Annotated in this window: 27 protein-coding genes; 13 read left to right on the forward strand and 14 right to left on the reverse strand. The window is 47.8% G+C overall.

What is annotated here, in order from left to right; all coding sequences use genetic code 11:
* The first annotated feature begins 220 nt into the window (after positions 1–220).
* Complete coding sequence (sigZ, locus tag EL633_RS28575; RefSeq protein ID WP_126630637.1) at positions 221–937, forward strand: RNA polymerase sigma factor SigZ; 717 nt, start codon at positions 221–223, stop codon at positions 935–937.
* A complete protein-coding gene (gene arsM, locus EL633_RS28580) occupies positions 915–1853 on the forward strand; it encodes an arsenite methyltransferase (RefSeq protein WP_218027603.1) in 939 nt (312 codons plus the stop codon). Before sigZ ends, arsM begins: the two co-directional genes overlap by 23 nt.
* 20 nt (positions 1854–1873) lie before the next feature.
* Here the strand turns inward: arsM and EL633_RS28585 are convergent, their stop codons facing one another.
* The 6 genes from EL633_RS28585 to EL633_RS28610 all read right to left on the reverse strand — a co-directional run bounded on the left by EL633_RS28585 (position 1874) and on the right by EL633_RS28610 (position 8087).
* The gene (locus EL633_RS28585) at positions 1874–2455 is read right to left on the reverse strand and encodes a PadR family transcriptional regulator (RefSeq protein WP_126630638.1); all 582 of its coding nucleotides are present in this window, start codon (positions 2453–2455) and stop codon (positions 1874–1876) included.
* A 140-nt stretch (positions 2456–2595) separates the two neighbouring features.
* Positions 2596–3507, reverse strand: coding sequence for a R2-like ligand-binding oxidase (locus EL633_RS28590; protein WP_126630639.1), 912 nt, complete (start codon positions 3505–3507; stop codon positions 2596–2598).
* Between the two features lie 164 nt (positions 3508–3671).
* Positions 3672–4616 (reverse strand): VWA domain-containing protein, encoded by a 945-nt coding sequence (locus EL633_RS28595; RefSeq protein WP_161982511.1) that lies wholly within the window; start codon positions 4614–4616, stop codon positions 3672–3674.
* The gene (locus EL633_RS28600) at positions 4613–5665 is read right to left on the reverse strand and encodes a DUF58 domain-containing protein (RefSeq protein ID WP_126630641.1); all 1053 of its coding nucleotides are present in this window, start codon (positions 5663–5665) and stop codon (positions 4613–4615) included. The genes EL633_RS28595 and EL633_RS28600 overlap by 4 nt, the downstream gene beginning before the upstream one ends.
* Positions 5655–6671, reverse strand: a complete 1017-nt coding sequence (locus EL633_RS28605; protein ID WP_126630642.1) for an AAA family ATPase — start codon at positions 6669–6671, stop codon at positions 5655–5657. The genes EL633_RS28600 and EL633_RS28605 overlap by 11 nt, the downstream gene beginning before the upstream one ends.
* 105 nt (positions 6672–6776) lie before the next feature.
* Positions 6777–8087, reverse strand: coding sequence for an NF041680 family putative transposase (locus EL633_RS28610; protein ID WP_126627163.1), 1311 nt, complete (start codon positions 8085–8087; stop codon positions 6777–6779).
* A 573-nt stretch (positions 8088–8660) separates the two neighbouring features.
* Here EL633_RS28610 and EL633_RS28615 point away from each other — a divergent pair.
* Both EL633_RS28615 and EL633_RS28620 read left to right on the forward strand, forming a co-directional pair.
* On the forward strand, positions 8661–9950 hold the full coding sequence (locus tag EL633_RS28615; protein ID WP_126630643.1) for an NAD(P)/FAD-dependent oxidoreductase: 1290 nt from the start codon (positions 8661–8663) through the stop codon (positions 9948–9950).
* Between the two features lie 182 nt (positions 9951–10132).
* Positions 10133–11425 (forward strand): AGE family epimerase/isomerase, encoded by a 1293-nt coding sequence (locus EL633_RS28620; RefSeq protein WP_126630644.1) that lies wholly within the window; start codon positions 10133–10135, stop codon positions 11423–11425.
* A 59-nt stretch (positions 11426–11484) separates the two neighbouring features.
* On the opposite strand, the gene EL633_RS28625 is transcribed toward EL633_RS28620, so the two are convergent.
* Positions 11485–11703, reverse strand: a complete 219-nt coding sequence (locus tag EL633_RS28625) for a hypothetical protein (protein ID WP_126630645.1) — start codon at positions 11701–11703, stop codon at positions 11485–11487.
* Between the two features lie 137 nt (positions 11704–11840).
* A complete protein-coding gene (locus tag EL633_RS28630) occupies positions 11841–12872 on the reverse strand; it encodes a hypothetical protein (protein WP_126630646.1) in 1032 nt (343 codons plus the stop codon).
* A 158-nt stretch (positions 12873–13030) separates the two neighbouring features.
* Here EL633_RS28630 and EL633_RS28635 point away from each other — a divergent pair, with 158 nt between their 5' ends.
* Complete coding sequence (locus EL633_RS28635) at positions 13031–13777, forward strand: 3'-5' exonuclease (RefSeq protein ID WP_126630647.1); 747 nt, start codon at positions 13031–13033, stop codon at positions 13775–13777.
* Positions 13778–13913: 136 nt separating this feature from the next.
* Here the strand turns inward: EL633_RS28635 and EL633_RS28640 are convergent, their stop codons facing one another.
* Positions 13914–14231, reverse strand: coding sequence for a hypothetical protein (locus EL633_RS28640; RefSeq protein WP_126630648.1), 318 nt, complete (start codon positions 14229–14231; stop codon positions 13914–13916).
* Between the two features lie 318 nt (positions 14232–14549).
* Positions 14550–15266 (reverse strand): DsbA family oxidoreductase, encoded by a 717-nt coding sequence (locus EL633_RS28645; protein ID WP_126630649.1) that lies wholly within the window; start codon positions 15264–15266, stop codon positions 14550–14552.
* 215 nt (positions 15267–15481) lie between these two features.
* Here EL633_RS28645 and EL633_RS36785 point away from each other — a divergent pair, with 215 nt between their 5' ends.
* The 7 genes from EL633_RS36785 to EL633_RS28680 all read left to right on the forward strand — a co-directional run bounded on the left by EL633_RS36785 (position 15482) and on the right by EL633_RS28680 (position 20943).
* On the forward strand, positions 15482–15718 hold the full coding sequence (locus tag EL633_RS36785) for a DUF2795 domain-containing protein (protein ID WP_161982512.1): 237 nt from the start codon (positions 15482–15484) through the stop codon (positions 15716–15718).
* A 306-nt stretch (positions 15719–16024) separates the two neighbouring features.
* Positions 16025–17350 carry an O-acetylhomoserine aminocarboxypropyltransferase/cysteine synthase family protein gene (locus EL633_RS28655; protein ID WP_126630651.1) on the forward strand — a complete coding sequence of 442 codons (1326 nt, stop codon included), beginning with the start codon at positions 16025–16027 and terminating at the stop codon, positions 17348–17350.
* Positions 17351–17352: 2 nt separating this feature from the next.
* Positions 17353–17850 (forward strand): CoA-binding protein, encoded by a 498-nt coding sequence (locus tag EL633_RS28660; RefSeq protein ID WP_218027604.1) that lies wholly within the window; start codon positions 17353–17355, stop codon positions 17848–17850.
* Positions 17851–17947: 97 nt separating this feature from the next.
* On the forward strand, positions 17948–18400 hold the full coding sequence (locus tag EL633_RS28665) for a CoA-binding protein (protein ID WP_126630652.1): 453 nt from the start codon (positions 17948–17950) through the stop codon (positions 18398–18400).
* Positions 18401–18469: 69 nt separating this feature from the next.
* The gene (locus EL633_RS28670; protein WP_246039286.1) at positions 18470–19129 is read left to right on the forward strand and encodes a hypothetical protein; all 660 of its coding nucleotides are present in this window, start codon (positions 18470–18472) and stop codon (positions 19127–19129) included.
* Between the two features lie 167 nt (positions 19130–19296).
* Positions 19297–20154, forward strand: a complete 858-nt coding sequence (locus EL633_RS28675; RefSeq protein ID WP_126630654.1) for an NAD(+)/NADH kinase — start codon at positions 19297–19299, stop codon at positions 20152–20154.
* 339 nt (positions 20155–20493) lie between these two features.
* Positions 20494–20943 (forward strand): hypothetical protein, encoded by a 450-nt coding sequence (locus EL633_RS28680; protein ID WP_126630655.1) that lies wholly within the window; start codon positions 20494–20496, stop codon positions 20941–20943.
* A gap of 209 nt (positions 20944–21152) precedes the next feature.
* Here EL633_RS28680 and melA read toward each other — a convergent pair whose 3' ends face one another.
* The 3 genes from melA to EL633_RS28695 form a co-directional block, all read right to left on the reverse strand.
* On the reverse strand, positions 21153–22454 hold the full coding sequence (gene melA / locus EL633_RS28685; protein ID WP_126630656.1) for an alpha-galactosidase: 1302 nt from the start codon (positions 22452–22454) through the stop codon (positions 21153–21155).
* A gap of 97 nt (positions 22455–22551) precedes the next feature.
* The gene (locus EL633_RS28690) at positions 22552–23610 is read right to left on the reverse strand and encodes a LacI family DNA-binding transcriptional regulator (RefSeq protein ID WP_126630657.1); all 1059 of its coding nucleotides are present in this window, start codon (positions 23608–23610) and stop codon (positions 22552–22554) included.
* 94 nt (positions 23611–23704) lie between these two features.
* Positions 23705–24424 carry a YczE/YyaS/YitT family protein gene (locus EL633_RS28695; protein WP_126630658.1) on the reverse strand — a complete coding sequence of 240 codons (720 nt, stop codon included), beginning with the start codon at positions 24422–24424 and terminating at the stop codon, positions 23705–23707.
* A gap of 221 nt (positions 24425–24645) precedes the next feature.
* Between EL633_RS28695 and EL633_RS28700 the strand changes: the two genes are divergently transcribed.
* A complete protein-coding gene (locus EL633_RS28700; RefSeq protein ID WP_126630659.1) occupies positions 24646–25104 on the forward strand; it encodes a hypothetical protein in 459 nt (152 codons plus the stop codon).
* Positions 25105–25123: 19 nt separating this feature from the next.
* Here the strand turns inward: EL633_RS28700 and EL633_RS28705 are convergent, their stop codons facing one another.
* Complete coding sequence (locus tag EL633_RS28705) at positions 25124–25588, reverse strand: SRPBCC family protein (RefSeq protein WP_126630660.1); 465 nt, start codon at positions 25586–25588, stop codon at positions 25124–25126.
* Positions 25589–25926: the final 338 nt, after the last annotated feature.

The raw sequence follows: 25926 nt of genomic DNA on the forward strand, positions 1-25926 counted from the left end.
GCATAGGCAATTTCTCTAATGCATGAGCAATGCTATTTTACCATGAAGGAACGCTTACCCATTAAACTATAAGAATTCAAAGCGAAAAGTACTACTTTGCCGATCGAATAATGGCAAAACAGCTAATTATTATGACGCTAATGGAGATACAATGCGTCCTTTTGGCGCTACATTCGTCTTCAAGAGAAGAGCAAGAGAGATGCTGAAAGGGAAAAAAGCAATGACTACTATCACAGAGCAAGCATGGGATGCGTTTCACGCGCCTCTGTACCACTTCATTCGCCGCCGTGTGGCGGATGAAGCCAGCGCAGAGGATCTGTTACAAGAGGTTTTTCTCAAAATTCATCAACGAGGAGAAGATCTGCGGGATGCTCGACGCCTGGAAAGCTGGATCTACCAGATCACGCGCAATCTTATCATTGATTATTACCGAACCCGCCACCAGACGATGACATCCCTAGACACAGATGCGGAGTTGGATCTGCCAGAGGACCTACCAGACGATGATATCGTAAGCGAACTGCTCCCCTGTGTGCGCGCCATGGTCCTGGCCTTGCCTGACCAGCATCGGCAGGCATTGATCCTCACAGAGTATCAAGGACTGACGCAGAAAGAACTAGGAAAACGGCTAGGTATCTCGTTTTCTGGAGCGAAATCACGCGTGCAACGGGCCAGGGAAAAGCTCAAGCAGGAACTACTGGCTTGTTGCCATTTCGAACTAGATCGCCGTGGGCACATCCTGAACTATCAACCGCGCTGTGACTGCTGTGAAGCGGACGTCTGTTGTGACGATACGAATACCACCAGCACACCTCACCCTGTGCGTCCTTTTTTGTCGAACTCCGTCTCTTCTAGCAAAGGCAAACGAGAGGAGCGTGGTGCTCTTCTCGCAGCTAGAAATGGAAAGGATCACAATGAATACCATTCCTCAAAATGATGAACAGTTGCGACAAGAGGTGAGCGCAAAATATGCGCGAGCTGCTTTACAGGTGCTGGGTACTCCAGCGGAACATGCGCCATCCTGTTGTGGGCCAGACTGCTGTGAGCCCTCTGAGAAGATAGCAATACAACCAGTTCAAACGTCATCTTCCTGTTGTGTGTCAACCTGTTGTTCCTCCATTACCGATCAGGGAGACCCGATTACGACTGATCTCTACACACAAATGGAACTGGGCGGGATACCCATTGCAGCGGCTCTGGCCTCGCTTGGCTGTGGCAATCCGACTGCGCTTGCTGAGTTGAAGCCTGGTGAGACAATATTGGATCTGGGCAGTGGAGGGGGCATCGATGTGCTACTTTCGGCCCGGCGCGTCGGACCAACGGGATTTGCCTACGGTCTGGACATGACTGATCCTATGTTGGAACTTGCAAAGCACAATCAGAAAGATGCGGGCATCGAGAATGTCCAGTTTTTGAAAGGTATTATTGAGGCGATACCATTGCCTGACAACAGCGTGAATGTCATCATCTCCAACTGTGTAATTAATCTCTCAGCAGACAAGCGTCAGGTACTGCGTGAAGCCCACCGCGTTCTGACACCTGGTGGCCGTTTTGCCGTCTCCGATATTGTCGTTCAAGGTGATCTCCCACCCGCCATCCGCCGCGATATGGAGTCCTGGGCTGGATGTATGGCCGGGGCACTTGAAGAAGATACCTATCGCTCGTTGCTACAAGCAGCTGGATTTATCGATATCGAGGTTGAGGTCACACGGCGCTATTCTCTCGCTGACATTGCTTCAAATGGAATAAATGCCACTATAGCCTCCCTCTCGCCTGAAGAACGAACGAGCGTTGATGGACGATTTATCAGTGCCTTCATTCGAGCACGCAAACCTGAAGAACAGGAGGTATAAGGGGAAGTCAGGATGATAGATCAATTAATGGGTGGGGAAGAAAAACGCATCGTCTGCTCCAGGCGCTCAACGACCCAATGGCACCACACCGCATATTCACGCTCAAAACCAAGGTCACGTTGCAAGATAATATATTGAGCGAATGTAGGTGAGGTCGGATCGTTCAAGGCCTCAGGAGAAGCCTCAAGGTCACGTTGCACTTCTTCATATTGTTGAAGCTTGGCGAGATGATATTGTTCATGATAACGAAACAATTCTTGCGCCGGCTCTGGATCCACCATCCAAAGCGAATAAGCTTTGATCACAAGCTCATCACGAATAACAGGAGGATCAACTGGCTCGGTGGCCCATATCCGCAAAAGAGCACGTCCATCATCGGTAATAGTATAGATTTTTTTGTCAGGAAAATCATGCTGGGTTACTGCTTGATAGGTAACCAGACCCTGAGATTCCAATCTGGATAATTCAGGGTAAATCTGGCTATAGCGTGCTTCCCAGAAAACACTAATGGGAGAGCGCATCAGGCGGCCAAGATCGTATCCTGTATAGGATTTGACCGCTAATAAACTTAGCAGAGCATAGCCAAGCGTTGTAACAGCCATTTCTCTATAATACCCACTTTTTTTTTGAAGTAGTAAAAGATACGCGATACCTTTTACTACTTCATTGTACCAAAGGTAAAAAACCAGATGGCACTAGCCACGAGTGAGTGGCGTTCACAATTATTGTATCTGGCTAGCTACTATTGCAGGAGTTCTGGCTGATCCTGATAGAGTTGCTCCACCGATTGTGTACGCGCCTGCTCGATTTTATGTAAACGTTTAGTGAATTGGGTAACGGCAAAATCTACATAGTCTGTCAGCCGGAGGCCAAATCTATTCTCTTCTCCCGCTGGCAGAGAATTATCTGCTTCTTGAATAACGCCCAGAGCATATGGCAACAGTTCATTCATGCGCTGCTCAATTACATCCCACACACTTGCATCCTCAGTTACTAGACGTGAAATTAAAAAGATGCCATAAGCGATATGCCGCGACTCATCACGCTTCACATATGTCACGCCTTGCTTCAAACCCGGCATAATGTGATTACGATCGAGCATATCGAAATAAGCTTGATAGCCAGTTTCAGCCAATACCCCCTCAACAATCATATTATACGTAACAGCGGCGCGCGCCTGAGCCTGTACAGAATGATCAGTGCTCAGGGCACCCATTGTTTGAGGAAGTTCCTCATAAAATATTTTTTTATAACTTGGCGTAAGGTACCCATGTAAATCTTTGGTCGTATGGGTTACATCATCCAAGAAACGTCGAAAGAATTCTGTATGTTTGGCCTCCTCAAATAAAAAGGTTGTCAAAAATAATTCTTCCTCCAACCGTCCCTGCTGAGCCACGGCAGAGATAAGCGGCAGGACATCTAAGGTCACGCTCTCCTCGCCCGCTTGAAAAAGAGAGGTCAACGTCAACATTGTTTCCCGCTCTTCAGGACTACACTGCTGCCAATCCAGAGCATCCTGCGTAAAATCGATGCTAGCTGGATCCCATATGCCTAATCTTTTCGCTTTATGGTAGAGACGCATCGGCAAGATATCCTGGCGCAGCCCCTGGCTACTTGTCGTTTGGAAAGAGGAATGTTGGAAGGAAAGTGCCATCTGTGTACCTGCTTTCTCTTTTACTACCGAAAACACACACTAAAATACAAGAGCACCAATATAATTATAAACTATTTTCTTTTAAATTTTTTGTTCTTATCTACGGTACTAGAAAATCTTGCTGTGCAATGAGGAAAAATTGGAAACTCCTTAAACATATTCTATTAAGGGAAACGCTGGAACCAGTGTAAACTGAGGAAACCTGCAAGCAGAAAGAAGAGGACGCCAACAGCACAAAAAATGGCGGTGATTTCAGTTGGCTCTTTAATCCAACTGATCTGTTTACTCAGATCAGCATAAATGCTTAGTAGCGTCCTGGTTGCTCCCGCATAAAAGTAACGGCCCCCTGTCTGACTGGCAATTTCTTTCAAAGCACCCTCGTCTACCCCTCCGCTTGCTTTGCCATCAGGACCAGGTAGGGTGCTGCGCTGGCCGATACCGACAGTGTTGACTTTAATACGTATCTGCCTGGCCTTTAAAGCAGCGATATGAGGATCTATGCCCATATTATTAGCGCCATCTGACAGGAGAACAATCGTAGAGGGAATAGGTGTCCCTTTATCATCCCGAGGAAATTGCTGTAATTGATCTAATGCTGCATTCAAGCCATCGCCAATGGCAGTACCACCACCAGGGACTAAAGTATCAATCGAGCGCTGCACCAGTTGATGATCTAAGGTCAGGGGTGCTCGCACGGACGCAGCATTATTAAAACTGATCAACCCAATCTGAATATTATCGGGCAGGGCAGAGACAAATGCATGCGCAGCCTGACGAGCAGCCATGATGCGACTGGGAGCCATATCAGGTGAATTCATTGAACCTGATACATCAAAAACGAGCATGACATTGGCCCGATCACGTGCAACAGCGACAACCGCCATAGGACGAGCCAGGCTCAGAACAAATGCGCTCAGCGCAAGCACAAAGATCAGGGGGGGAATATGCCGTCGCAGCCCTGGTCCTTTACCCACAATGCTATGGAGCAAGGAGAGATTGGTAAAGCGCACTGCATAGGCACGGCGCCGCTTTTGCGCGGCCAGATAAAGCCAGATGAGCAGTGGAATCAATACCAGAGAAAGCAGGCAGAGTGGCCATTGGAAGCTCATGAAAGGTCTCCTTTCCATGGAGAGGCAGCCGGAACCAGCGGGACAGCGTGGGACATAGAGGATTGAGGCAAAGGGAATTTGCGTGTGCGATTATGCTGTCGCCTCTGCAAAAAATGTACCATAGCTGAAATAAGATCCTGATCAGTTCCAATCTGGAGTAATTCTACCCGACAGCGGGCCAGGCTCATACGCAAATATTCTTCCTGTCGCAAAGCCGCCTCGCTAAAGCGGGCGCGCAATTTAGCATCGCCAGTATCCACATAAAGTTGTTGACCGGTCTCAGGATCTTCCAACCAGACCAGGCCTACATCTGGCAACGCGCCCTCTCGAGGATCCATCAGGCGAACGGCCACAACCTCGTGGCGCTGCGCAAGCTTGCCAAGTGCCAGTTGCCAGCCATCCTCAACCAGAAAATCAGAGACAATCACGATCAGCGAACGTCGGCGGAGTACCACATATGCTTTGTTCAAGGCCGCAATAAGATTTGTTGGACCCGCACAGTCAGTTTTTACCGCCTTCAGGCGCGCTAATAAATGGAGCAAATGCAAGCGTCCTAGAGCAGGAGGAAACACGGCCAGCGGTTGCTCGGCAAAGATAACCGCACCCAGGCGATTGCCAGCGCGATTCAGCAATTGACCAGCAATCGCCAGAAAATCAAGCGCACAATCACTCTTAAGGCATTGAGCCGTTCCCCAACGGGTGGAAGCACTGACATCAATCAAAAACCAGACATCGACCGCCCGCTCTACATGCGCCTCGCGGACCATCGGCTGTTCAGTGCGCGCTGATATGTTCCAATCAATGAAGCGAATATCATCGCCGGGTTGGTATGCCCGAATCTCAGAAAATTCTACGCCGGGACCCAGAAATTGCGAATGCTCACTTCCACCCAGATGGCTTGCCAGCGGGCGCAAAAGGTGCCAGTTCAAACGCTGCAACAAACGTTCAGGAAATTCTTGCGAACCCCGGGACTGATCATCAAGCTCTGGCACAGAAGATGCGGTCGAGAGACCAGAAAAAAGCTGACGCCACTTTTTATCACCCCACATAGCGATCTCCCAGATCAATGTGCGGCGGTGGAAAACGCTGGAGCAACTCGGCCACAATCATATCGGTAGTTAAGCCATCGGCCACCGCCTCATAGCTTAAAACCATCCGATGGCGCAACACATCTGGTACCAGATCAGCCACGTCACGTGGCAACGCATAGGGTCGGCCGCGCATAAAAGCCAGCGCACGCGCTCCAGAGACCAGATTAATCGAGGCACGCGGACTGGCCCCATACAGCAATGCTCCATGCAGCCGTGCTAATCCATGCCGGGCAGGCTCACGCGTAGCATGTACCAGCGTCGCCGCATAGAGCACCACATGCGGATCCACATACACGCGCTCAACCTCCTGCTGAAAGTGGCGCAGCCCTTCAGGATTCAGCAATGTCTGGAGGACAATATTCGCGCCGGTCACACGCTCAACGATCACAATTTCATCCTCATAAGAAGGATAGCCGACCAGCACTTTAAACATAAAGCGATCCAACTGAGCTTCTGGTAGAGGATAGGTGCCATCAGACTCAATCGGATTTTGCGTGGCCAGAACCAGAAATGGATCAGGCACAAAGTGGGTCTGCTTGCCAATTGTCACCTGATGCTCCTGCATCACTTCGAGCAGAGCCGATTGGACTTTGGCTGGCGCACGATTAATCTCATCGGCCAGTAGTAGATGCACAAAAATAGGTCCAAGTTCAGTCACAAATTCAGCATTTTTCGCATTGTAGATACGTGTGCCAATCAGGTCAGCCGGCACCAGGTCGGGCGTAAACTGGACACGCCCAAAATTTCCTCCGACTACCCTGGCTAAGGCCTTAACGGTCGCCGTTTTAGCCAGACCAGGTACCCCTTCCAACAAGACATGGCCACGTGCCAATAAAGCCACCAGTAAGCGCTCCAGCAAATGATCCTGTCCCACAATCAAGCGCTTAACTTCAAATAGGACAGGCTCGATTGGCGAAGGTTGGGTGAGTTGAGGTGGCGGCACAAGCCGCTGAGGATATGTCATAAATGTGGTCCTTTTTTGTTGACGTTTAAACTAATCCGTCCTACCAGAACTTCAAGAGAAGTTCCGTTCAAAGAAAGATGATCGATGTTGGTGCGCACATCTGCATCAGGATGGAACAAGTTGAGGCACTTTCGGCGTCTTGCGAACTGGTGCATACCGCTTCGCCTTGCGTATCGTGGCTCCTTTGATCCGGCCTTTCGCTTTTCCGCGTGCTTGTGGCGATCTGGCAGGGGTACCCAAACATACCAACAATTTGGAAAACCCGCGTCGCACTTGTTGTGGCGTGGGTGGGCGCTGCTTGTTTTCCCATGGGTGCAGATGCGCTTGCACCAAATCTCGACCCACCACCACATGGTTATGCGCCATCGCGACCACCTGGCTCCAGCGTTCAAATTGCTCGGGAGTACGCAAACGCGGTTTCTCCCACAACAATGCCTGTTTGTCAAAGCGATAGCCGTGTTCCTGACCAAAGCGCCGTGCATAGCCCAACGCGATGTCGGCGAGATCTGCATTGGGATCGCCAATCCAGACAAACCAGCTGATGCGCGGATCGCGCTCCTGGTTGGTAGCATGTGGTCGCAGCACACGCATCACACTCAGTTCCAGCCACCGTGCCTCCTTGACATGCAGATGCTTCCACCAGCTGATCTCAACAGGACGACCTTTCAGATCGGTGCATTCCGCCTTTCCATCTGGCTCGCCATGGGTCGCTTCATCTTTGGGTTGCAAGATCGCCCCATCTTTGCACGGCGCTCCTCGCTTTCCCGTTGGTGGGGGCGCCGGTCGATAGAAGCGACGATTGCACTTCAGACGGCCCAGCACACCGACTGGCAAAGTGCTACAGCGGCACCACAGCCAAGTCGAATCATATCCACGATCCAGCGCCGCGATACTGTGAACTGGCAATTGCGGCGCCAATTCCGAAAGTTGCGTGAATGCCAGTTCAATGGCAGTGGTCGAGGAAGCGATGCGTTGCTGGTCCAGCAGGTAGGTCCAGCTGCTGGGTTGCTCAGGCAAGGCTACCACCGTCGAGAACTGCCAACCGTAGGTGATCGCTTGCTTGCTCTTGGGCAGATTGTGCACCGGTTGGGCCGTCCGATCCGCCGAGGTACGAGCCGCTGGTCGAGCGATACTGCTGGCATCAATCCCAATCCAGAGTCGACGGCCCTGCGGGGGCGCGGGCAGATAGCGCACAAAAACCTCTTGCAACCGCTTGCGATCAATGCGCCCATCTTCAAAGGCTTCGTAGACACTCGACCAATGCCGTTGGAAGCGAGGATCTTGCGACAATTCGGGCAACGAACGAGCCTGGGTTTGGGTGATCAGGGCATCCATGGTCGTAAAGAGCGCATCTTTGGCTCGCTCACAACAATCATAGATCTCGTGACGAAAGCGTCTCAATGTGTTAAGGTTCATACAAGTAAAGCTCCGTTTTTGTTTGATTTAGTATCGAAACTTTACTTGATCAGGCCGCCCTCCGCAAGGTTGGGGGCCTTTTGTCTAAATTAGTTTAAACGTCAATTTTTGGTTCTGCTAGCAAATACATTCTGGTGCCCAATGCGGGTTTTTAACGCTATCATTAAAAAAAGCTGAACTGCTATATACTATACCTACTCATCGGCAAAGGGGTTCATTTATATAGTTGTTTTTTTTCGTGATATTTTTCTTTGTGTGCTACCACACACCTCGCGCCTGCGGCGCTCGCATAATATTACAGTTCAGACACATGGAGGACCCGCTAGATGGCCGCGGCCATCTAGCGGGTCCTCCATGTGTCTGAACTGTAATATTGAGTTCTTGAGTTACCGCAAAAAAAACAGATGCGATTAACAACGACCCCCATTTGTCTGAACTGTAATATTGAGTTCTTGAGGGAAACCATCAGGGAGCCTACTACGTGTAAAGTCCAGTGATAAAGATGTTCTCGTCCATACAGAAAGAGGAGCCTGAACATCACTGGATAAAACATAAAAGAAAGAGGACAATTATATGTCAACGCAAAATTCTGAGCGCGTCATAGATTATCTATTAATAGGTGGTGGCTTAGCAGCCGCAACGGCCGCAGAAGAGATTCGCAAAAAAGATAATAAGGGCAGTATAGTCATAGTGACACAGGAACACTATATCCCTTATAATCGACCACCATTGTCAAAAGAATATTTGCGCGCAGAGATTGATGCGGATGGTATCTATGGTGAGGGGGGTGTCTATGTCCAGATGGCTCCATGGTATAAAGAGCAACGGGTCGAGGTAATAGAAAAGACGCAGGCGACCGCGCTGGATACCCGGGCACGCACTGTTCAACTCGATAATGGACAGACGCTAAAATTTAGCACCTTATTGCTTGCTACAGGAGGACGACCACGTCAGATCAATATTCCTGGCGCGGATCTGCCAGGCGTTCATCTTCTACGTACTCTGGATGATTCCAATGAACTGCGTAAACTGATTGGTAAGAACAAACATATCGTCATCATTGGCTCCGGCTTTATTGGTCTGGAGGTAGCAGCCAGCGCGTTAACAAAGGGCGCAAAAGTTACGATCATAGAACCACAAGAACGTATCTGGTCAAACATCGTTTCACCTGAGGTATCCCAGTTCTTTCGCCAAAAATTTGAGAAAGAGGGAGCAACCATGCGCTATGGTTATGGCGCAACCGAGTTTGTAGCCGGCAAGGATGGTAAGCTCGCCAGTGTCCGCATTACTTCCACCGGTGACAAAAATAAAACAGAAGATATTCCATGCGATTTTGCCGTTGCTGGTATTGGTATTCAACTCAATATTGAACTCGCGGAATCAGCAGGACTGGAGATCGACAAGCGTAATGGCATTATTGTCGACGAACATCTGGAAACTAAGGTCGAGGGCATCTTTGCCGCAGGCGATGTTGCCGCCTATCCAGATCCGATCTCCGGTGTTATGCACTTTGAGCACTGGGATAATGCCATAGCCTCAGGCCAGATTGCCGGCGACAACATGGTTGGAGCGGATACCCCTTACCGCCATATTCCATACTTCTTCTCGGATCAGTTTGACCTCTCAATCAACATGGTCGGCTACCCATCCAGTCGGCACCAGAGCATTATCCGCGGAGATATAGCTAAGGGTACATTTACGGCCCTCTACCTGGATAAAGGTGTGCTACGAGCCGCCTTGATGGTTAATGATGATAGCCAGATGGACCTCTTGAAGGAATTAATCATCTCTGAGGTTACTGTTCCTGGTAACGGGCAGCAACTTGCCGATAGCAAATTTGATCTGGCCAGCCTTAAAGCGTAATGAATTGCCACTAACGGGGCGAAAAAACGACGCGACTCCATACGCATGTGTATTGGTAGCGGCGTTGTTTTTTTCGCCTGACCATAGACCAACAAAATTATCACATTTCATCTTATCTGTTAAGGTACTTGCTACAATACAGATGTGTGGTAATCCCGTTTTAAAGAAGTGGTAGGTGGTCTATGGCAAAAAAACAGCGCATCATTCTGGCGATATTTCTTGTATGCTGCTTCGGCATCACCAATATATTTTCTACTACTGGAGCGCAGGCAGCCAGAATAGATAAAAAAGCCTCAACCCTTAATACAATTGTCGATCAGATAACCCGACAGGTACTGCTTAACATGCGTGCAAATGGCTTTAATGCCAATGCAAAAACAAAGGGGCTTGTGACAGGGGGGCTCTACGTCAACTGGCAAATGAATGATCCTACCCAGACCAATAGACTCAATGTGAGCACGAACGATGATCCACCCGGCAGCCACGATAGCCAGACCGATCTTTATTATCTGAACAGCATGGCTGAATACAAATATCTCCATCCTGGCGATAGCAGTTATGATCAAGATATCCAGAAGATTTCACCTATTGTGCACTATGAGTTCTTTAACTATAACCTGCCGAAAGGCTGGATCTATTTCTATTTGTTGCGCACAGGGCTATTTCTCAACGATCTCACACTGATAAATGAGGCCAATATGGCGGCCACCAACTACTACAATAATTGGTATGATACCAATCTTAATCTCCTCTACAATAAAGCCCATGAACCTGGTGTTTACAGTGTTGAACATACCATTACCGCCGGCGCAGCCTTGATTGATGCAGGTACGCGCTGGAATAATCCTCAGTGGTTACAGGCCGGCAAGAACACATTGAATATCGCCATGGCAGCATCCTACAATTTACGGGCCCATCTTTTTTATAACAATATGTCGGTCAACGACAATGGCACACAGGTAGTACTCAATGATCAAGCCAAACCTGGCACACAGGGGAGCATCGTTGAAGCCTTGATGGATGCTTACACCATTACACATACCCAGCAATACCTGGATATTGCGGACCAAGTCCTGCAAAGCCTGCTATTTAGTAGCGGCCTCTGGGATCAAGACAACGGAGGACTCTATTTTGCCCTGGATTTAAATAGTGGCAAACTAGAGCAAAAATATAAAGAAACCAGATCACAGGCCCATACGCTGATCGGCCTTTACCGCTACAATCAAATATTACGGCAGCTTGGCAGACAGCCAAAGTATCTGGATAAGCAGCAACAACTCATCAATCTACTAACCGGCAGTTTTTATGAACCCAACTATCATGGCTACTTCTACAGGCTTACGCCAACGTTTCAGAACTATATTTCAAAAAACGTTGATGGCCAGCCACAAAGCGAGAACTACTTTACCACCGAAGCAATGGGCATCGTCCTAGACGCACTGCAGCAGACAGAAATGAATATTGTTCCATTCTAAGCCAGAGAAAAAGGGGATCTTCAAAAATGCAAACAAGCAGAAGATCCCCCGGAGTATGCTTACAATCTCTCTTTTGGTCCATCCTTCTGAAAGAAGCCTACCACACCCATCACAAATCCAATCACGACCAGGAAGGCCTCGATACCAGGAAACAACTTGATCACAAAAAATGGGTTGCTTGCCGATATATTAAATAATGCCGGAGCAATACTGGTCCCCAGACTGACCGCCAACAACATCAACAATATTCCCATTAGCATCAGTTTGGTTGATTTCATACTTGGAAAGACCTTTCTACTATAAGAAACAAATAAGAACTGGATAAAGCAATCAATGCAGTCAGGCTATGTCCTTTATGTAAAATCATTTTAGAAATAATCTGCCTGCATATATAACAACTTATATGAGAGCCTGATCAATTATTGAATGAACCATTCGTGCTACTGCCAGCTAGCCATTCTGTCGCATTGAGGATCAGAATATCATCCTGAGCGGCTGGATCGTGCCAACCATCAAAGCATTTCTTGTTGTAAGAACAGCTGCCATCATCGATAGCCGAACTATCTCCAATAGCGACAATGCGGCCACTCCCATATGCACTTCGGGTTACAAATGCGCCATGCTCGCTACCAGCACTGGCTCCTTTACGATAGATCACACCACGAACAGCGGGATTCACCTTGGGATACAGGCTCTCAGTCGTCCCATCACGGATAATACTCCCTTTCGCTTGACCAAAAGGACCTTTCAGCAGCGGGTCAGAGGTACTGGCCAGAACACGGGGGTTATCATAGTTGATATCTATCTCATCAAATTGAAAACCAAAGGCATTGCGGGTTGTACTTCCAGTATTCATCACATCATTCAAAATAGTGGGCGAATCAGAGCCATAGTGGTTACGATCACTACCTGCATGATCGGCAATCACAAAGAGACCTCCACCCGCATGGACAAAATTCAGTATGGCCATCTTCTCAGAACTGGTAAATAACTTATTTGGTTCAGGCAAGACCAGCACATCAAAGTTACCCAGATCAAGCGCATTACTGTTATTGTGGTATGTCAAAGGACGGGTATTGGTCTTTAAGGCATATCGATTGGACTGCAGCAATGCTACACCCCAGGCGCTAATACCACCAGTCCAGTCATCTTCACGAGTGGGATGCGCGTTCTCTTTGAGAGGATCAGGCATGCTGGTGCTGATAATCCAATCCGCGTTCCCAGAAGTTTCAGCATGGGCGGCATCAAAAAGGACACGGCGGGTTCCTTTGGCTGTACTGGAACCAGCAGTACTACGGACATACGGTGTGCTATCAGCACCCTGCCCATTCTGTGAGCCATTACTTGAAGAACTTCCATTTGAGACACTATTTGAGCATGCAGCCAGACTGGCTAATACCAACAGAAAAATACCAGTCAGCATAAGCACGCGCTGATAATACTTCATCAAATTTCCCCTTTCCAAACATACCATCCATTCTCTAGATACCGTTGAAAAGATATCATGAAGGCAATGGATGGAACAAGTGGTACTATTGGTCCTTAAAAGGAGAATATGATATATTTCACCTAGAACATCGATTGCTTGAGAGGAGACCAGAAGACATGGCGCTTGATAATGATGAGCGTAGCCAGAATAATGCCTTATTAAAACAGCATGGCTATCGCTGGGCTAAGGAGAACAACCAATGGATTCTTAAGGATCCACAAGGAAAGACGACCACGTCCGAAAAGGCATTACAGATCATCAAGAAGCAACAAAAGGCCGTTTCTACACCCGTGGCGACAGCAGTGAATCTAGCCGAGCGACCAGCAGTATTACGCTGGGCCCAGCAAATTGTCAGACGTCAACCTCTCATTCTCGATATTGAGACAACCAACATAGCAACTGTTGATGAAATTATTGAACTGGCGATAATCAATCTGGCTGGACAAGTGATTTTCAGTTCGCCTGTGAAACCAGGCCAACCTATAGGGGCCACAATCGGCGACATCCACGGAATTGCCACCAATACATTGGCACAGGCGCCAACATTCACCGACATCTGGCAACAAATTTATCCATTACTCATCCAAAATGAGCTGATTATTTATCATGCGGCCTTCTATCTGCGTGTCTTACGCCAGACGGCCACACGCTACCAACTGGCCTTGCCTGCGATCGTCTCACATTGCATGATGGGCAAATATGCCTTGTATGCAGGTGTCAAAGCCTCAGAACGCGAGTATAAGATGCACTCGTTAGAAGAGGCATGCAGCGAGTTTGGCATCTCAACAGGAACACAACGGGCCAGCGATAATGCAGAGGCAATCAGACAGCTGTTATTGGTCCTGGCAAATATCAGTGCTTGATGTCTGCCACATAAAACAAACAGTCAGTCGGCAGGAGAAAACAGAAGTGTCTTCAACTACCAACCGACGATTGTAAAACCAGCGTGAAGGATCATACGCTGGTTTTACGATAACAAACCAGGGTTAACCATAACGCTTATTGTGGAGGAGGTTCCTTGGGTTTACGTTTGCCAAACAGACCCCCTAAAAGGTCACCAGCCCCACTTACAATACCACCGGCGCCACTCTTGATACCACCCAATCGACTTTCTGCCTGCCTCTCGAGGTTATCTAACACATCTGAAGAAGCTTTCTTCGCCTGACCTACAAACTGCTTGGCGCCGGGGATTTTCCTGGCATATTGATCAATCGCCTTATCAATCCGTCGCTCAGCCATATGACGTGCCGCATCAAATTTTCCAGCGTCCTGGGGATGAGAATTTGCGTTTTGTGGACTGCTATCTCGTTCTGGCATGATTCACAATCCTCCATTTTTAGCGACTATCTGCCTGGCAGAAAAAGTGAAGATAACCTGTACAATGTACGCTGAACGATTTCTTCTTACGATATCGACATATCTATGATGTTTGCCTTCTTCATTCAGGGTCATTTCATAGCTAAGCAAGCTAGCATATTCATTTTAGTTCATAGCTATTCAGGACCTTTTCGAGCACAAATGCCCTTGCACTGCTTCGCAGAGCAAAAAAAATGTAGTGTGAGGTGGCAGAAAATTGTTGGCTGAGGCAACAATTTTCTGCCACCTCACACTACAAGAAGTATCGATTAAAAAGATTTAGTCAGCCTGTGGAATGACGCAATTGTCACCTTCACAATAACCAGCATCAGCGTTAGCAGCACCGACACTGATAAGTGGATGGGACTCAGTCCAGGCCTGTGTTAAAACTTGCGTAAAGACCTCGGTCGGTTGAGCGCCAGAAACACCATATTTTTCATCAAACGCGAAGAATGGCACACCCTGAATACCAAACATACGGGCACGCTCAATATCAGCATCTACATCATCCTCATAAGCGCTACCAGCCAGCATAGAACGAGCCTCCTCGGCATCAATACCAACTTCAGTCGCTAACCGCACCAGAGTCTCGGTATCGCCAACGGCCGCGCCCTCGGTAAAATAAGCCCGCAGCAAGCGCTCTTTTGCCGCATCCTGCACATTATGGCTGGCGGCCAGATGAATTAAACGATGGGCATCAAAAGTATTGCTATGATGGATTTTATCCAGATGATATTCAAGTCCCACCTCAGTTGCCTGATCCTCCACACGCTTATTCATAGCCTGAGCTTGCTGAACACTCACCCCATATTTTTGCGCCAGTATCTCTGTCATCTTCTGATCAGAGTCACGCGGGGCTGAAGGATCCAACTGATAACTACGCCAGATAACTTCCACTTGATCTCGGTGCGCAAACTGATCCAACGCAGCTTCGAAGCGACGTTTACCAATATAACACCAGGGACAGGCCACATCCGACCAGATTTCAACTTTCATCAATAGAACCTCACTTTCTGCTTATCACAACAATATTGAGATCAATTTTATTCTTTATGCTGAAATACTTAAAAATATACACACATGAGCATTTTTGTCTTCTAGCTAGAGGTACCCTGATAAGAGAAGTCACTCAGATTTGTTTCAGTACAAATTTGAGGTATTTCGCAAGTACGATTCGTATAAATACGGATTTTTTTAAAGGAGAATTTACCATGGCTACAGCAGAATCAATGAATCTTGAAACACACTTGAAGAATATGAAGTTTCCTGCCAAACGGGAAGAGGTTGTTAACTTTGCCCGCCAGCAAGGTGCCAGCGAGCAGGTTTGCAATGCATTGCGTCAGTTGCCTGCTCAACAGCAGTTCAACTCAGTAAGCGAGATCAACAAAGCTCTCAATGCTGAGTCTGGCGATCACAACAAAGCCCAGTCAGGCAAACGCGAGTTCTAGTTCCTGCATACGATATCAACATACACAAAAAAAGCTCCTGCTACACACTTAGCTAAACAGCAATTTCTTGTATGGGCAATCGTAAAAAGGGATCATGGTGCGAAAAGGTATGTCCTATGCTTTTTCTTGCAGCATGGTCCCTTTTCATGTCGATCGCGCCACCCATGAAAATAAAAACGAGCACCATATAAAGGATGAATTGAAGGTGTGCACGTTGTTCTTGTTACATGACAACGTTTGCCTGATAAAACTGTATCGCTTAGAGCAGATAGGCGCTAGCACTATTTCGCAGGAGAAAAGATATCCATGCCAGAGATCGATGGGGACCACATTTTCGGTTTTGATACATTAGCCCTACATGCAGGACAACGGCCCGATCCCACTACGGGGGCACAGGCTGTACCAATCTATCAAACAACCTCATATATTTTTGATAATACCGACCATGCCGCGCACTTATTTGCGCTACAACGCTTTGGGAATATCTATACACGCATCATGAATCCAACCACGGCCGCTTTTGAGGAACGTATCGCGGCTCTTGAAGGGGGCACAGGAGCAGTAGCAACCGCCTCAGGTATGGCGGCCCAGATGGCTGTGATGATGACACTTTTACGTCCAGGCGATGAACTTGTCGCCGCCAACAACCTTTATGGAGGCACGCATACACAGTTTGATCTGACCTTACGTACTTGGGGTATTAACACTATCTTTGTGGATAGCACCGATCCGGAGAATTTTCGACGCGCTGTCACCTCAAAGACACGGGCATTCTATGGCGAAACCATCGGGAATCCAGGTGGAGATGTGCTGGATATCCGGAGCGTCGCTGATATCGCCCATGAAGCGGGTGTACCATTAATTATTGATAATACCTTTGCCACTCCCTACCTCTGTCGTCCATTTGAGCATGGCGCGGATATTGTGGTCCATTCAGCCACCAAATTCATTGGTGGACATGGCACATCTATTGGTGGTGTCTTGATCGAAAACGGCAAATTTCCCTGGGATAATGGGAAGTTCGCCCATATCGTGGATCCATCCCCTGGCTACCATGGCGTTCGTTTCTATGAAACCTTTGGCGACTTCTGCTTTGTTATGAAGGCCCGCGTTGAAACGGTACGCGATACCGGTCCCAGCCTGAGTCCATTCAACTCGTTTTTACTGCTTCAAGGTCTGGAGACCCTCTCACTCCGAATGGATCGCCACTGCCAGAATGCATTACAGGTTGCGAAGTTTCTCCAGGAACATCCAGCCGTCAGTTGGGTACGCTATTCTGGATTACTCGCTGATGCCTCACATAGTCTGGCACAACGCTACCTGCCCCGTGGTGGTGGTGCCATCTTCACCTTCGGCGTAAAAGGTGGCTATGAAGCTGGCAAAGCCGTAATTAACAACGTCAAACTATTCGCGCACCTGGCCAACGTTGGTGATGCTCGCAGCCTGATCATTCATCCAGCCAGTACAACCCATCAACAGTTGTCAGAAGAGGATCTGATCGCAGGCGGAGTCACGCCCGATCTGATTCGTCTCTCCATTGGACTGGAAAACATTGAAGATATCACCTGGGATCTAGAACAGGCTCTGGGAAAAGCGGCGGCGGTAGCGAAGAATGCAGAAAAAGGAGCATAATCATGTCCGAGACACCCGCCAACACAGATACGCCAGATATGTATGATCGTCTGCAGCTGCTGAAACAGTATCGCCATATTGCGATCGTTGGCCTCTCAGCCGATCCCTATCGACCAAGCCATTTCGTAGCCATCTACTTGCAGGCTGAAGGATATGATATTATCCCGATCAATCCACGCTATGCCGGTAAAACCATCCTCGGCAAACGTGTTTATGCATCGCTGGCAGAGGCACAGGCCGCTGGTGAGCAGATCGAGATCGTGGATATTTTTCGCAAGGCCGAAGATACACCACAGTTCGTTGAGGAAGCTGTTAAGATTGGGGCTAAGGTACTGTGGCTGCAATTGGGCGTGCGCAATGAAGAAACAGGCAAGCAGGCCCGTGAAGCCGGCCTGGTCTTTGTACAGGATCGCTGCGTCAAAATGGAGCATGCCCGCTTCTTCGGCGGCTTACACACCATCGGCCTCAATACCGGCGTGATCCTTTCACGAAAACTGTAAGAGTAGTACGAAATATTAGCACAAACTGCCTCCTTTCCAACTATACTATCAGAAAGGAGGCAACTATCCACTCGAAGACTAAAGGAGAAAGTGAGCTATGGAGAATACGATAGACGATCGCATGCCGGATCTGGTGATTGACATTTTGCAACACTATCGCCATATTGCAGTGGTGGGTCTTTCAGCCAAACCACGCCGTCCCAGCCGCGATGTGTCAGCATATATGCAGGAAGCCGGATACGATATCATTCCCATTAATCCGGTCTATGCCGGTCAACAAATCCTAGGCAAACGCGTTTATGCTACCCTGGCAGATGCACAGGCGGCTGGTGAGCAGATCGAGTTAGTCAATGTTTTTCGCCGCAGCGAACAGACACCACCAATTGTTGACGAAGCCGCCAGTGCTGGTGCCAGCGCGCTCTGGCTACAGCTCGGCATAGCCAACGAAGAAACCAGAGAGAGAGCTCAGAAAGCCGGATTACTTTTTGTACAAAACAGATGTATCAAGATTGAACACGCACGCTTCTTCGGTGGCTTATCCATCATTTAAGTCAGCATACCTGCTATCAAAATGGTCGTAAGAACAAATTCATGAATAATGACAAAGGTGTCACATACTATGAATCAAACACGCTCCTGGCTGGTCCTTTTAATTGGGGGCTCCTCTGGTGTTGGGAAAACGCAGCTGGCTCGCCAAATGGGAGTACAGTTAGGAATCCCCTGGATGCAGGTTGATGATATACGTCTCGCCTTCCAATATAGTCAGGTCACGTTGCCACAACCACACGCCACAAAAGATCTTTATTTTTTTGCAGACACGACAGATATCTGGCAACAACCAGCTGAAATCCTACGTGATCGCCTGGTCGCGACGGGACATACCCTCATGCCAGCACTGGAAATAATCATTGCCAATCATATAGACACCAACGCCCCACTGATCATTGAAGGAGATGGTATTCTCCCAGAATTACTGGCTCGTCCACAACTCAATCGCTATAAAGAAAATGGACACCTCCAGGCTGTTTTTCTATACGAATCACAGGTAGCAGTCCTGCATGCCAATATTAAGGCTCGCGGGCGTGGTATCAATCGCGATAGGTTACAAGAAACAGAGAGGGAAGCGCAGGCAAAATGGCTTTATGGACAATGGTTGAGACAGGAAGCGCATAAATACAATATATCTGTAGTGGTTGCGCGTCCATGGGAGACCCTGGCAGAACGCCTCATTGAGATATACTCTGGTGATCAATTGCCACAAAAGAGTGATCGAAAATGATCTGGATCGTAGTGGTAGTATAGAGTAATAGAAAAAACTTGATCGTTGAAACTGGACAAGTTTTGAGTTTAGTACTCTATCAATACTACAATAACAAAGTCATAAGCAGGACCACCATTCCGATCCTTTATATAACTTTGACAATAGATCCTGAGGGAAAGAGGGCAATGAAGAAAATTACACTTTTGTATGCTGAATCTCAACCAGAAACACTCCAACTGGTGCCTCATTTGAGCAAACTTTTGCAACATTATGGCTATGAGTCCTATCTGATCAACATCACCGATAAAGAACAACCAATCCTGGATAGCGAGTTGAAGGCCAGCAAGATGATGATCGTGCTGGGTGGTGATGGATCGATTCTCCATGCTGCCCATCTTGAGCAGGCACAAGGCACACCAATTCTGGGCATCAACTTTGGACGCGTCGGTTATTTGACAGAGTTAGAACCGGATGAGTTAGAACAAGAGTTGCCCTATTATCTTAATGGCGACAAATCGATCTGGATCGATGAGCGTTCAATGCTCCAGGCAACGATCGCAAATGGTGAGGAGCAACAAGAATTTCAAGCCCTCAATGATATCATGATCGCCCGTGGTACCTGGCCTCGTGGTGTCTATGTACGCACCTGGATTGATGAGCTATTTTTCGATACGTTCTATGGCGATGGACTCATTCTCTCCACGGCGACCGGCTCAACGGCCTATAATATATCAGTTGGGGGACCTATCCTGCATCCCAAAATTGAGGGCTGTATCCTGACGCCGATTGCACCACATCTGGCGTCTAATCGGGCGGTGGTTATTCCATTGCAATCCACGATTCAATTACAAATTGCGACGAATTCACAGGATGGTGTTTTCTCTGCCGATGGACAATGGAATTGCGAACTTAAAGATGGGGCGGTGGTCACCATTCAAAAAAGTCCGAACATCACACGCTTTATCCGTCGCAAACCCCGTACCCACTTCTACCAGGTCATTCGCGGTCACCAAAATGATGGGGAGGATAAAACCCTATCTTAGATTAAGACAGGGTTTTTGGTCTCGGAGGGATCTCGCGCCTACGGCGCGATAAGAAGTGGTATATGGTGCTGAAAAAGGCGCTCAGCGCCTTTTTCAGCACCATATACTAAAGAGGATTGGGTGGCTTTATGGGATGGGGGATTGGATGGTGAGGGCTATTTCATTTTCAAGTAGAAGTCGTGTAGAGGCAATGATCAGACTCACAATATTTCATAGGTGGTGCCGCAGGCGCCAAAGAGCAAAATGACATAGCTCCGTTAGTTGGTTTTGCGGCTTGCATTTTTTGTGGTGGGGCTTGTATAGTATAAGATCATATGTGTAGTATTCAAGGACAAATTTATGTACAGCATAGCTGGTTCTGTTCTGGAATCGGGGTTGGATGTGTCAACGCTATTCAGTGGGACGACAAGGTTTACTTTGTATGCGATTGGATTGAGTGTGGCACTTGTGGTGGCTTGTTGGATCGCATTTCGCCAGCGACCAAAGGATGGTCCATGGCACACTAATACCTGGCTCTTGCTTCCCCTGGCAATCCTATTTATTAGTCCGGTGGCGCTCTTTCATATTCCGATTGTGCTGCTCATTCCACTCTATCTGGTGCTACTGGTGGGACTCTACTTTCAAAGTAAGCGGGCATCTCAGTTGTGGTATCGCAATCCTTTGCTGTTGATCTTGATTGCGTTGGTGATTGTTGTTTTGTTTAAAGGGACGTTACTCACGGTCTTCATCCTGGGTGCTGTTGTACTGGGTAGCTTGAACTTTATTGTGAGGAAGCTTTTTCCTAAATAATGCCATGTGCAAGTTTTATCCCTCACACCTCACGCCTACGGCTCTCGCTTGTTCCTGAGGGGAAGATGCTGAGGCGAGGCGGTCACGGCCGCCTCGCCTCAGCATCTTCCCCTCAGAATTTTGGGAAATGACAGATGGCTTTATAATAAGAAGCAGCCCTCTTGTTGAAGAGGGCTGCGCTTGCATATCTAGAGAATTGGTAAGGCGATTTATTCGAAGAATTGCAGGTACTCGCGTTCGGCATCCCACATTTCGTCGAAGAGGGAGCTAATTTCGGCTGGTGAGCAGACGGCTGCGGTCAGTGGATCAAGCATTAAGGCATAACGGGCGGCTTGCTTGTCGCGCTTGAGCAGGGCTTCGCACATCAGCGAATGGACACTCATGTGGGCCTTATTCAGGGCAGCCAGTTGCTCGGGCAGTTTGCCAAAGTGTGTGGGCTGGATACCATTGCGATCCACCAGACAGGCAACTTCGACACAACCATCTGGCAGGTTATCAATCAAACCGGTGTTACGCACGTTACCGTAGATAACTTTGGGGCGATGCTGTGATACGGCCTCAATGATATCTGAACCATACTCGTGACTACGCTTGAAGGGCAACTCTTTGGTACCATCAACCAGATCTTTGATATATTGCTCATTGTTGGCACGCCAGGTTGGCCAGTTGTTCGCATAGAACCCGGTTTCACCCAGATAGCCAGGGCGGCAATATTTTTCAATTAACTCTGGACGTTTGCGGAAATACGGTACATATTCGGAAAAGTGTCCACTACTTTCAGTCACGAATGCGCCAAAATGGAGCATGATTTCGAGGCGCACAGGATCTTTCTCGTAAATCTCTGACTGCTTCATGCGCTCACGCAAGCGTGGGTACATATCTTCACCATTATGGCGTAATACGGTAAACCAGGCATTGTGGTTGATACCCGCACAGCGCCATTCCAGTTCTTCATATGGCACATCCAGATAATCAGCCAGTTGCTTGGAGCTACCCTGAACGCTATGGCAGAGACCCACGGTCTGCATCTTTGTACCTGTCAGGGCAGCAAAGGTGAGGATCGACATGGGATTTGTGTAGTTTAATACCAATGCATTGGGACACAGTTCCTCGGCATCATGGAGGATATCCAGCCAGGCAGGACCGGTACGCAAGGCCTTAAAAATACCACCTGGTCCAATCGTATCACCAATACACTGATCAACACCATATTTCATGGGAATATCAAAGTCATAACGTACATTGGCCATGCCCGCTACTTCAATGGTATTGATGAGGAAGTTGGTGCCAGGCAGCACATCCCGACGCTGGGTTGAAGACTCCACCTTCCAGTTACGGCCACTATGAGCCACTAACTTCTCTGCAATCTGATGGGCAAGCTCCAAACGTGAAGCGTCAATATCCACCAGTGCAAATGTACCCTCGTTCAAGCCATCAATATGCAGAATATCCGTCATCAACTGGCGGGCAAATACTGTACTACCAGCACCCATAAAGGTAATTTTTGTCATCGTTGAAAAACTCCTTGCTCTATTAGAGCCAGTTCAAGCGTTAAATGTTATCAGTCCTCCGACACCACCGGGCGCATGTATACCGACCAGAATCGACTCATGCCTGTAGAAAAGCCGGTCCAGTCGATGCGCGCACGATTAATTTTGTGGGAGTAATGATAGGTGATAGCCGACATTCCTCTTGCTTATCATCTGTTTCGATCATCTGGATAAGACGTTGTACAGCACCGTGTACCATCGCTGAACGATCTTGCCGAATAGTGGTAAGTGGGGGTTCAGTATAGCGACAAAGATCAACATCATCAAACCCGATGACAGAGATATCATTGGGAACATGTAATCCACTTTCATGAATGGCACGCAAAATACCAATCGCCATCAGATCACTGCCCGCGACAATGGCAGTAAAATCTCGTGGCTGGCGCTCGCGTAACAATGTCATGGTAGCCTGATAAGCCTCCTCCGTATTCCAACCGGCAGGATAGATTAACTGCTCGTCAACCGGTAGTCCTGCTTGCTGCAAGGCCTGACAATAGCCAGCCAGACGCTTCGAGCCTACAGGACCATCCGTACCAGAAATCAACGTCATAATACGCCGATGGCCCAGGTGGATAAGATGCTCGGTCGCCTGACGTGAACCATCCAGATTATCTGAGGTCACATAGGTCGAATGCACACCCTGACTGATACTATCGATAAAGATCGTTGGTATCTCCGCCTCAAGCAATGTCTGGATACGGACATCGGTCGGATTCATCGCGATGGCAAGAATACCCGCGATATGACGTGTCTGTAAGCTACGAATATAATTTTTCTTCGTGGTAGAAGCTGAATGGAGCAATAAATCATAGTGAGCTACTGCAATCTCCTGTTCAACGTCCCGCAACATATCCAGATAAAAATAATGTTGCGTCTCGCCAAACCGTGAGAGAACAGTTGAGTTGTCATTCCCAAAGAAAAGACACAGCGCGATTGTCCGTGAACGCTGGCGTACCAGACTTTGCGCAACGACATCGGGCTCATATCCCAGCGAAACAATCGCCTCCTCAATGCGCTTTCTGGCCTCCGCACTTACGCGCGGCGAGCCATTCAGTGCCCGTGAAACTGTGGCCCGCGAAACGCCTGCCAATCGGGCAACCTGCTCACTTGTAACCATTCCTCTTTTTCCCCCATAAGTGCATGTACACGTGTACATATAGCATGACATGCAGAAGTGATTCTGTCAAGGGCTACACGAGCAATAAAGAATTCTAACAAGGGTTTTCAGCCGTAGATTGGATCTGGTCAAGTTCAGATGCTGTCGCAGGGGTGGAAGTCTCCACAGGTGGAACCAGACGTTCGGTGATACGCATTTTGTTGAGCAGGTTAATGCTGATCTCTACCGCGGGACCGATACCTGCGGCAAAAATTATGGTGCCAAGACCAACGGTACCACCCAGCAAAAAGCCTATCAAGAGCACACTACACTCAATGATGGCACGCACAATCCAGATACGTAATTTTGTTAATGTATGCAGGCGCAGCATCAAACCATCCCGTGGGCCGGCTCCCATATGAGGTGCAATATAGCAAGCGGTCCCAAAACCTATCACCAGTACGCCCAATACATTGACCAGGAAACGCACCAGCAAGGAAGCATGGCTAAGATCAGGCAACCAGTTCAGGCGTATCTGCGCATCTACAAATAAGCCAATCAATAACATATTGCATACAGTTCCAACACCAGGAATCACTTTTAAAAACAAGCAAATCACTATCAGCGTAGCGCCAACAGCAACATTAGCCAGACCAAAGGAAAGGGGAGAATGTAAGCTAATACCCTGATGCAGTACATCCCAGGGATCCAGGCCAAAACTGGAGCGGTACAGACAGACGATGCCAGTAGAATAAAGAAAGAGTCCAAAAATCAATACGACAAAACGTAGCACATATGTCCAGGAGAAAATTGTGCGCCAGGAAAACGTATACATCAAAATATTTCCTTTTGTGTAGATTACCAAAAATCATGAGTATAAAAACTGTATAGCTCTTCTTCTAACTATAAAAAACTCGGCGTGAGGAAACAACAGCCAAAGCGCTAGTGATAGAACAGCCAATCCACCTGCACTTCATTTCCTCCCCTTCCATTTTTTACTGAGATAGATGATAATACATACAATTAAGCAAAACGCAAAGGAAGGTCGTGCTATCAATGTCTACAAAAGTGCGTACAAACGTGAGCGGCTTACTGTATTCGTTAACTTTGATCATTTTAGCAATTGTAACAACAGTAATTGCTATCGCTATCTCAGAGCGCAACTTTCATAATAGCCTCGTCAATCTAAGTACCTTTGCTGGCGCAATTGTCGCAACTATTATACACACGTTTCTGTGGCTCTTTGTCATTTTAAGTCCACGCAAACCAACCCGCCTGCGAGCAAGCCTGATTGGACTGGGAACGGGCTTACTGATTTATCCTATTGCTGCCAGCACCCTATCCCTCCTTCTGGCGCATCAGGGCAATCTTGCCACCTGGGCCTGGATTGCTCTACTTATGCTACTCTCCAGCGGCTGGCTACTAGCTGCACTCTATACCATTGCCGACCTGTTTATGGTATCGCGCCTGCAAAAGCTCATAGAGCGCTTACAAACGAACTCAGACACACGCTAAACAGCTTTCCTCGAGTGGTTCAAGCAACACGAGACTCCATATAGCTTTTCATAGCTGCCAGTATCCGCGTATTCTCCTGCCGCATGCTATGTAAAAGCAAACCTTGCGCTAAGATAAAAATGCCCTGCGCCTGTATCGTACATTCCCTGGTTATACTTGTACCTTTTGCTACTGGTTCAAGCGTGTAGTAAATAGTAATAGTTAAACTATTCTTGAAAAAGGAATGTAACTGAGGATTGGTTGTCTGGCGAAATACAATACGTTTACCTGGCTCTAATACTGTTATTTCACCATACATAATGCTGGCTTGACCACGATCAACATAGCTTGAGCCAACCTGAAGCGGGTAGTCAGAGGTTAATGCCGTCTCGCTATACAACGTTGAGGATGGTAGCCAGGCTTTGTAACCCGATAAATCCAGAATCAACTGATAGAGTGGTTCTGGCTGGCGTTGGATAACTGTTTGAAAACGCATTTTTGGCATTGGCTTTTTCTCGCTTACTCACTATAGAAAGATTCTTGCTACTGCAAAGGTACCATAGTTCGCTCGTATTAATCCACTATTGAAGCCTGGGCATATGGATGAAAGGAAAATTTGGGTTTCCCAACTCCACAACTCATTAGAAGCCCATCAATGTAAATAAATGTAAAATATTGTAAATTTATTTACATTTATTTTGCGGAACAGTCACTTACAATCGGGCATTATTGCATGTTTTTCGCGAATTAAAAGGAATTATCGGCTCCTTCGCAGATATTTTTGCAAAAATTCTCTTTTTTATTGCAAACAGTGCTTGACATTACTAAGGTTTTTTCTGTATA

Source organism: Dictyobacter alpinus (genome assembly GCF_003967575.1).
In the GTDB taxonomy this organism is placed as follows: domain Bacteria; phylum Chloroflexota; class Ktedonobacteria; order Ktedonobacterales; family Ktedonobacteraceae; genus Dictyobacter; species Dictyobacter alpinus.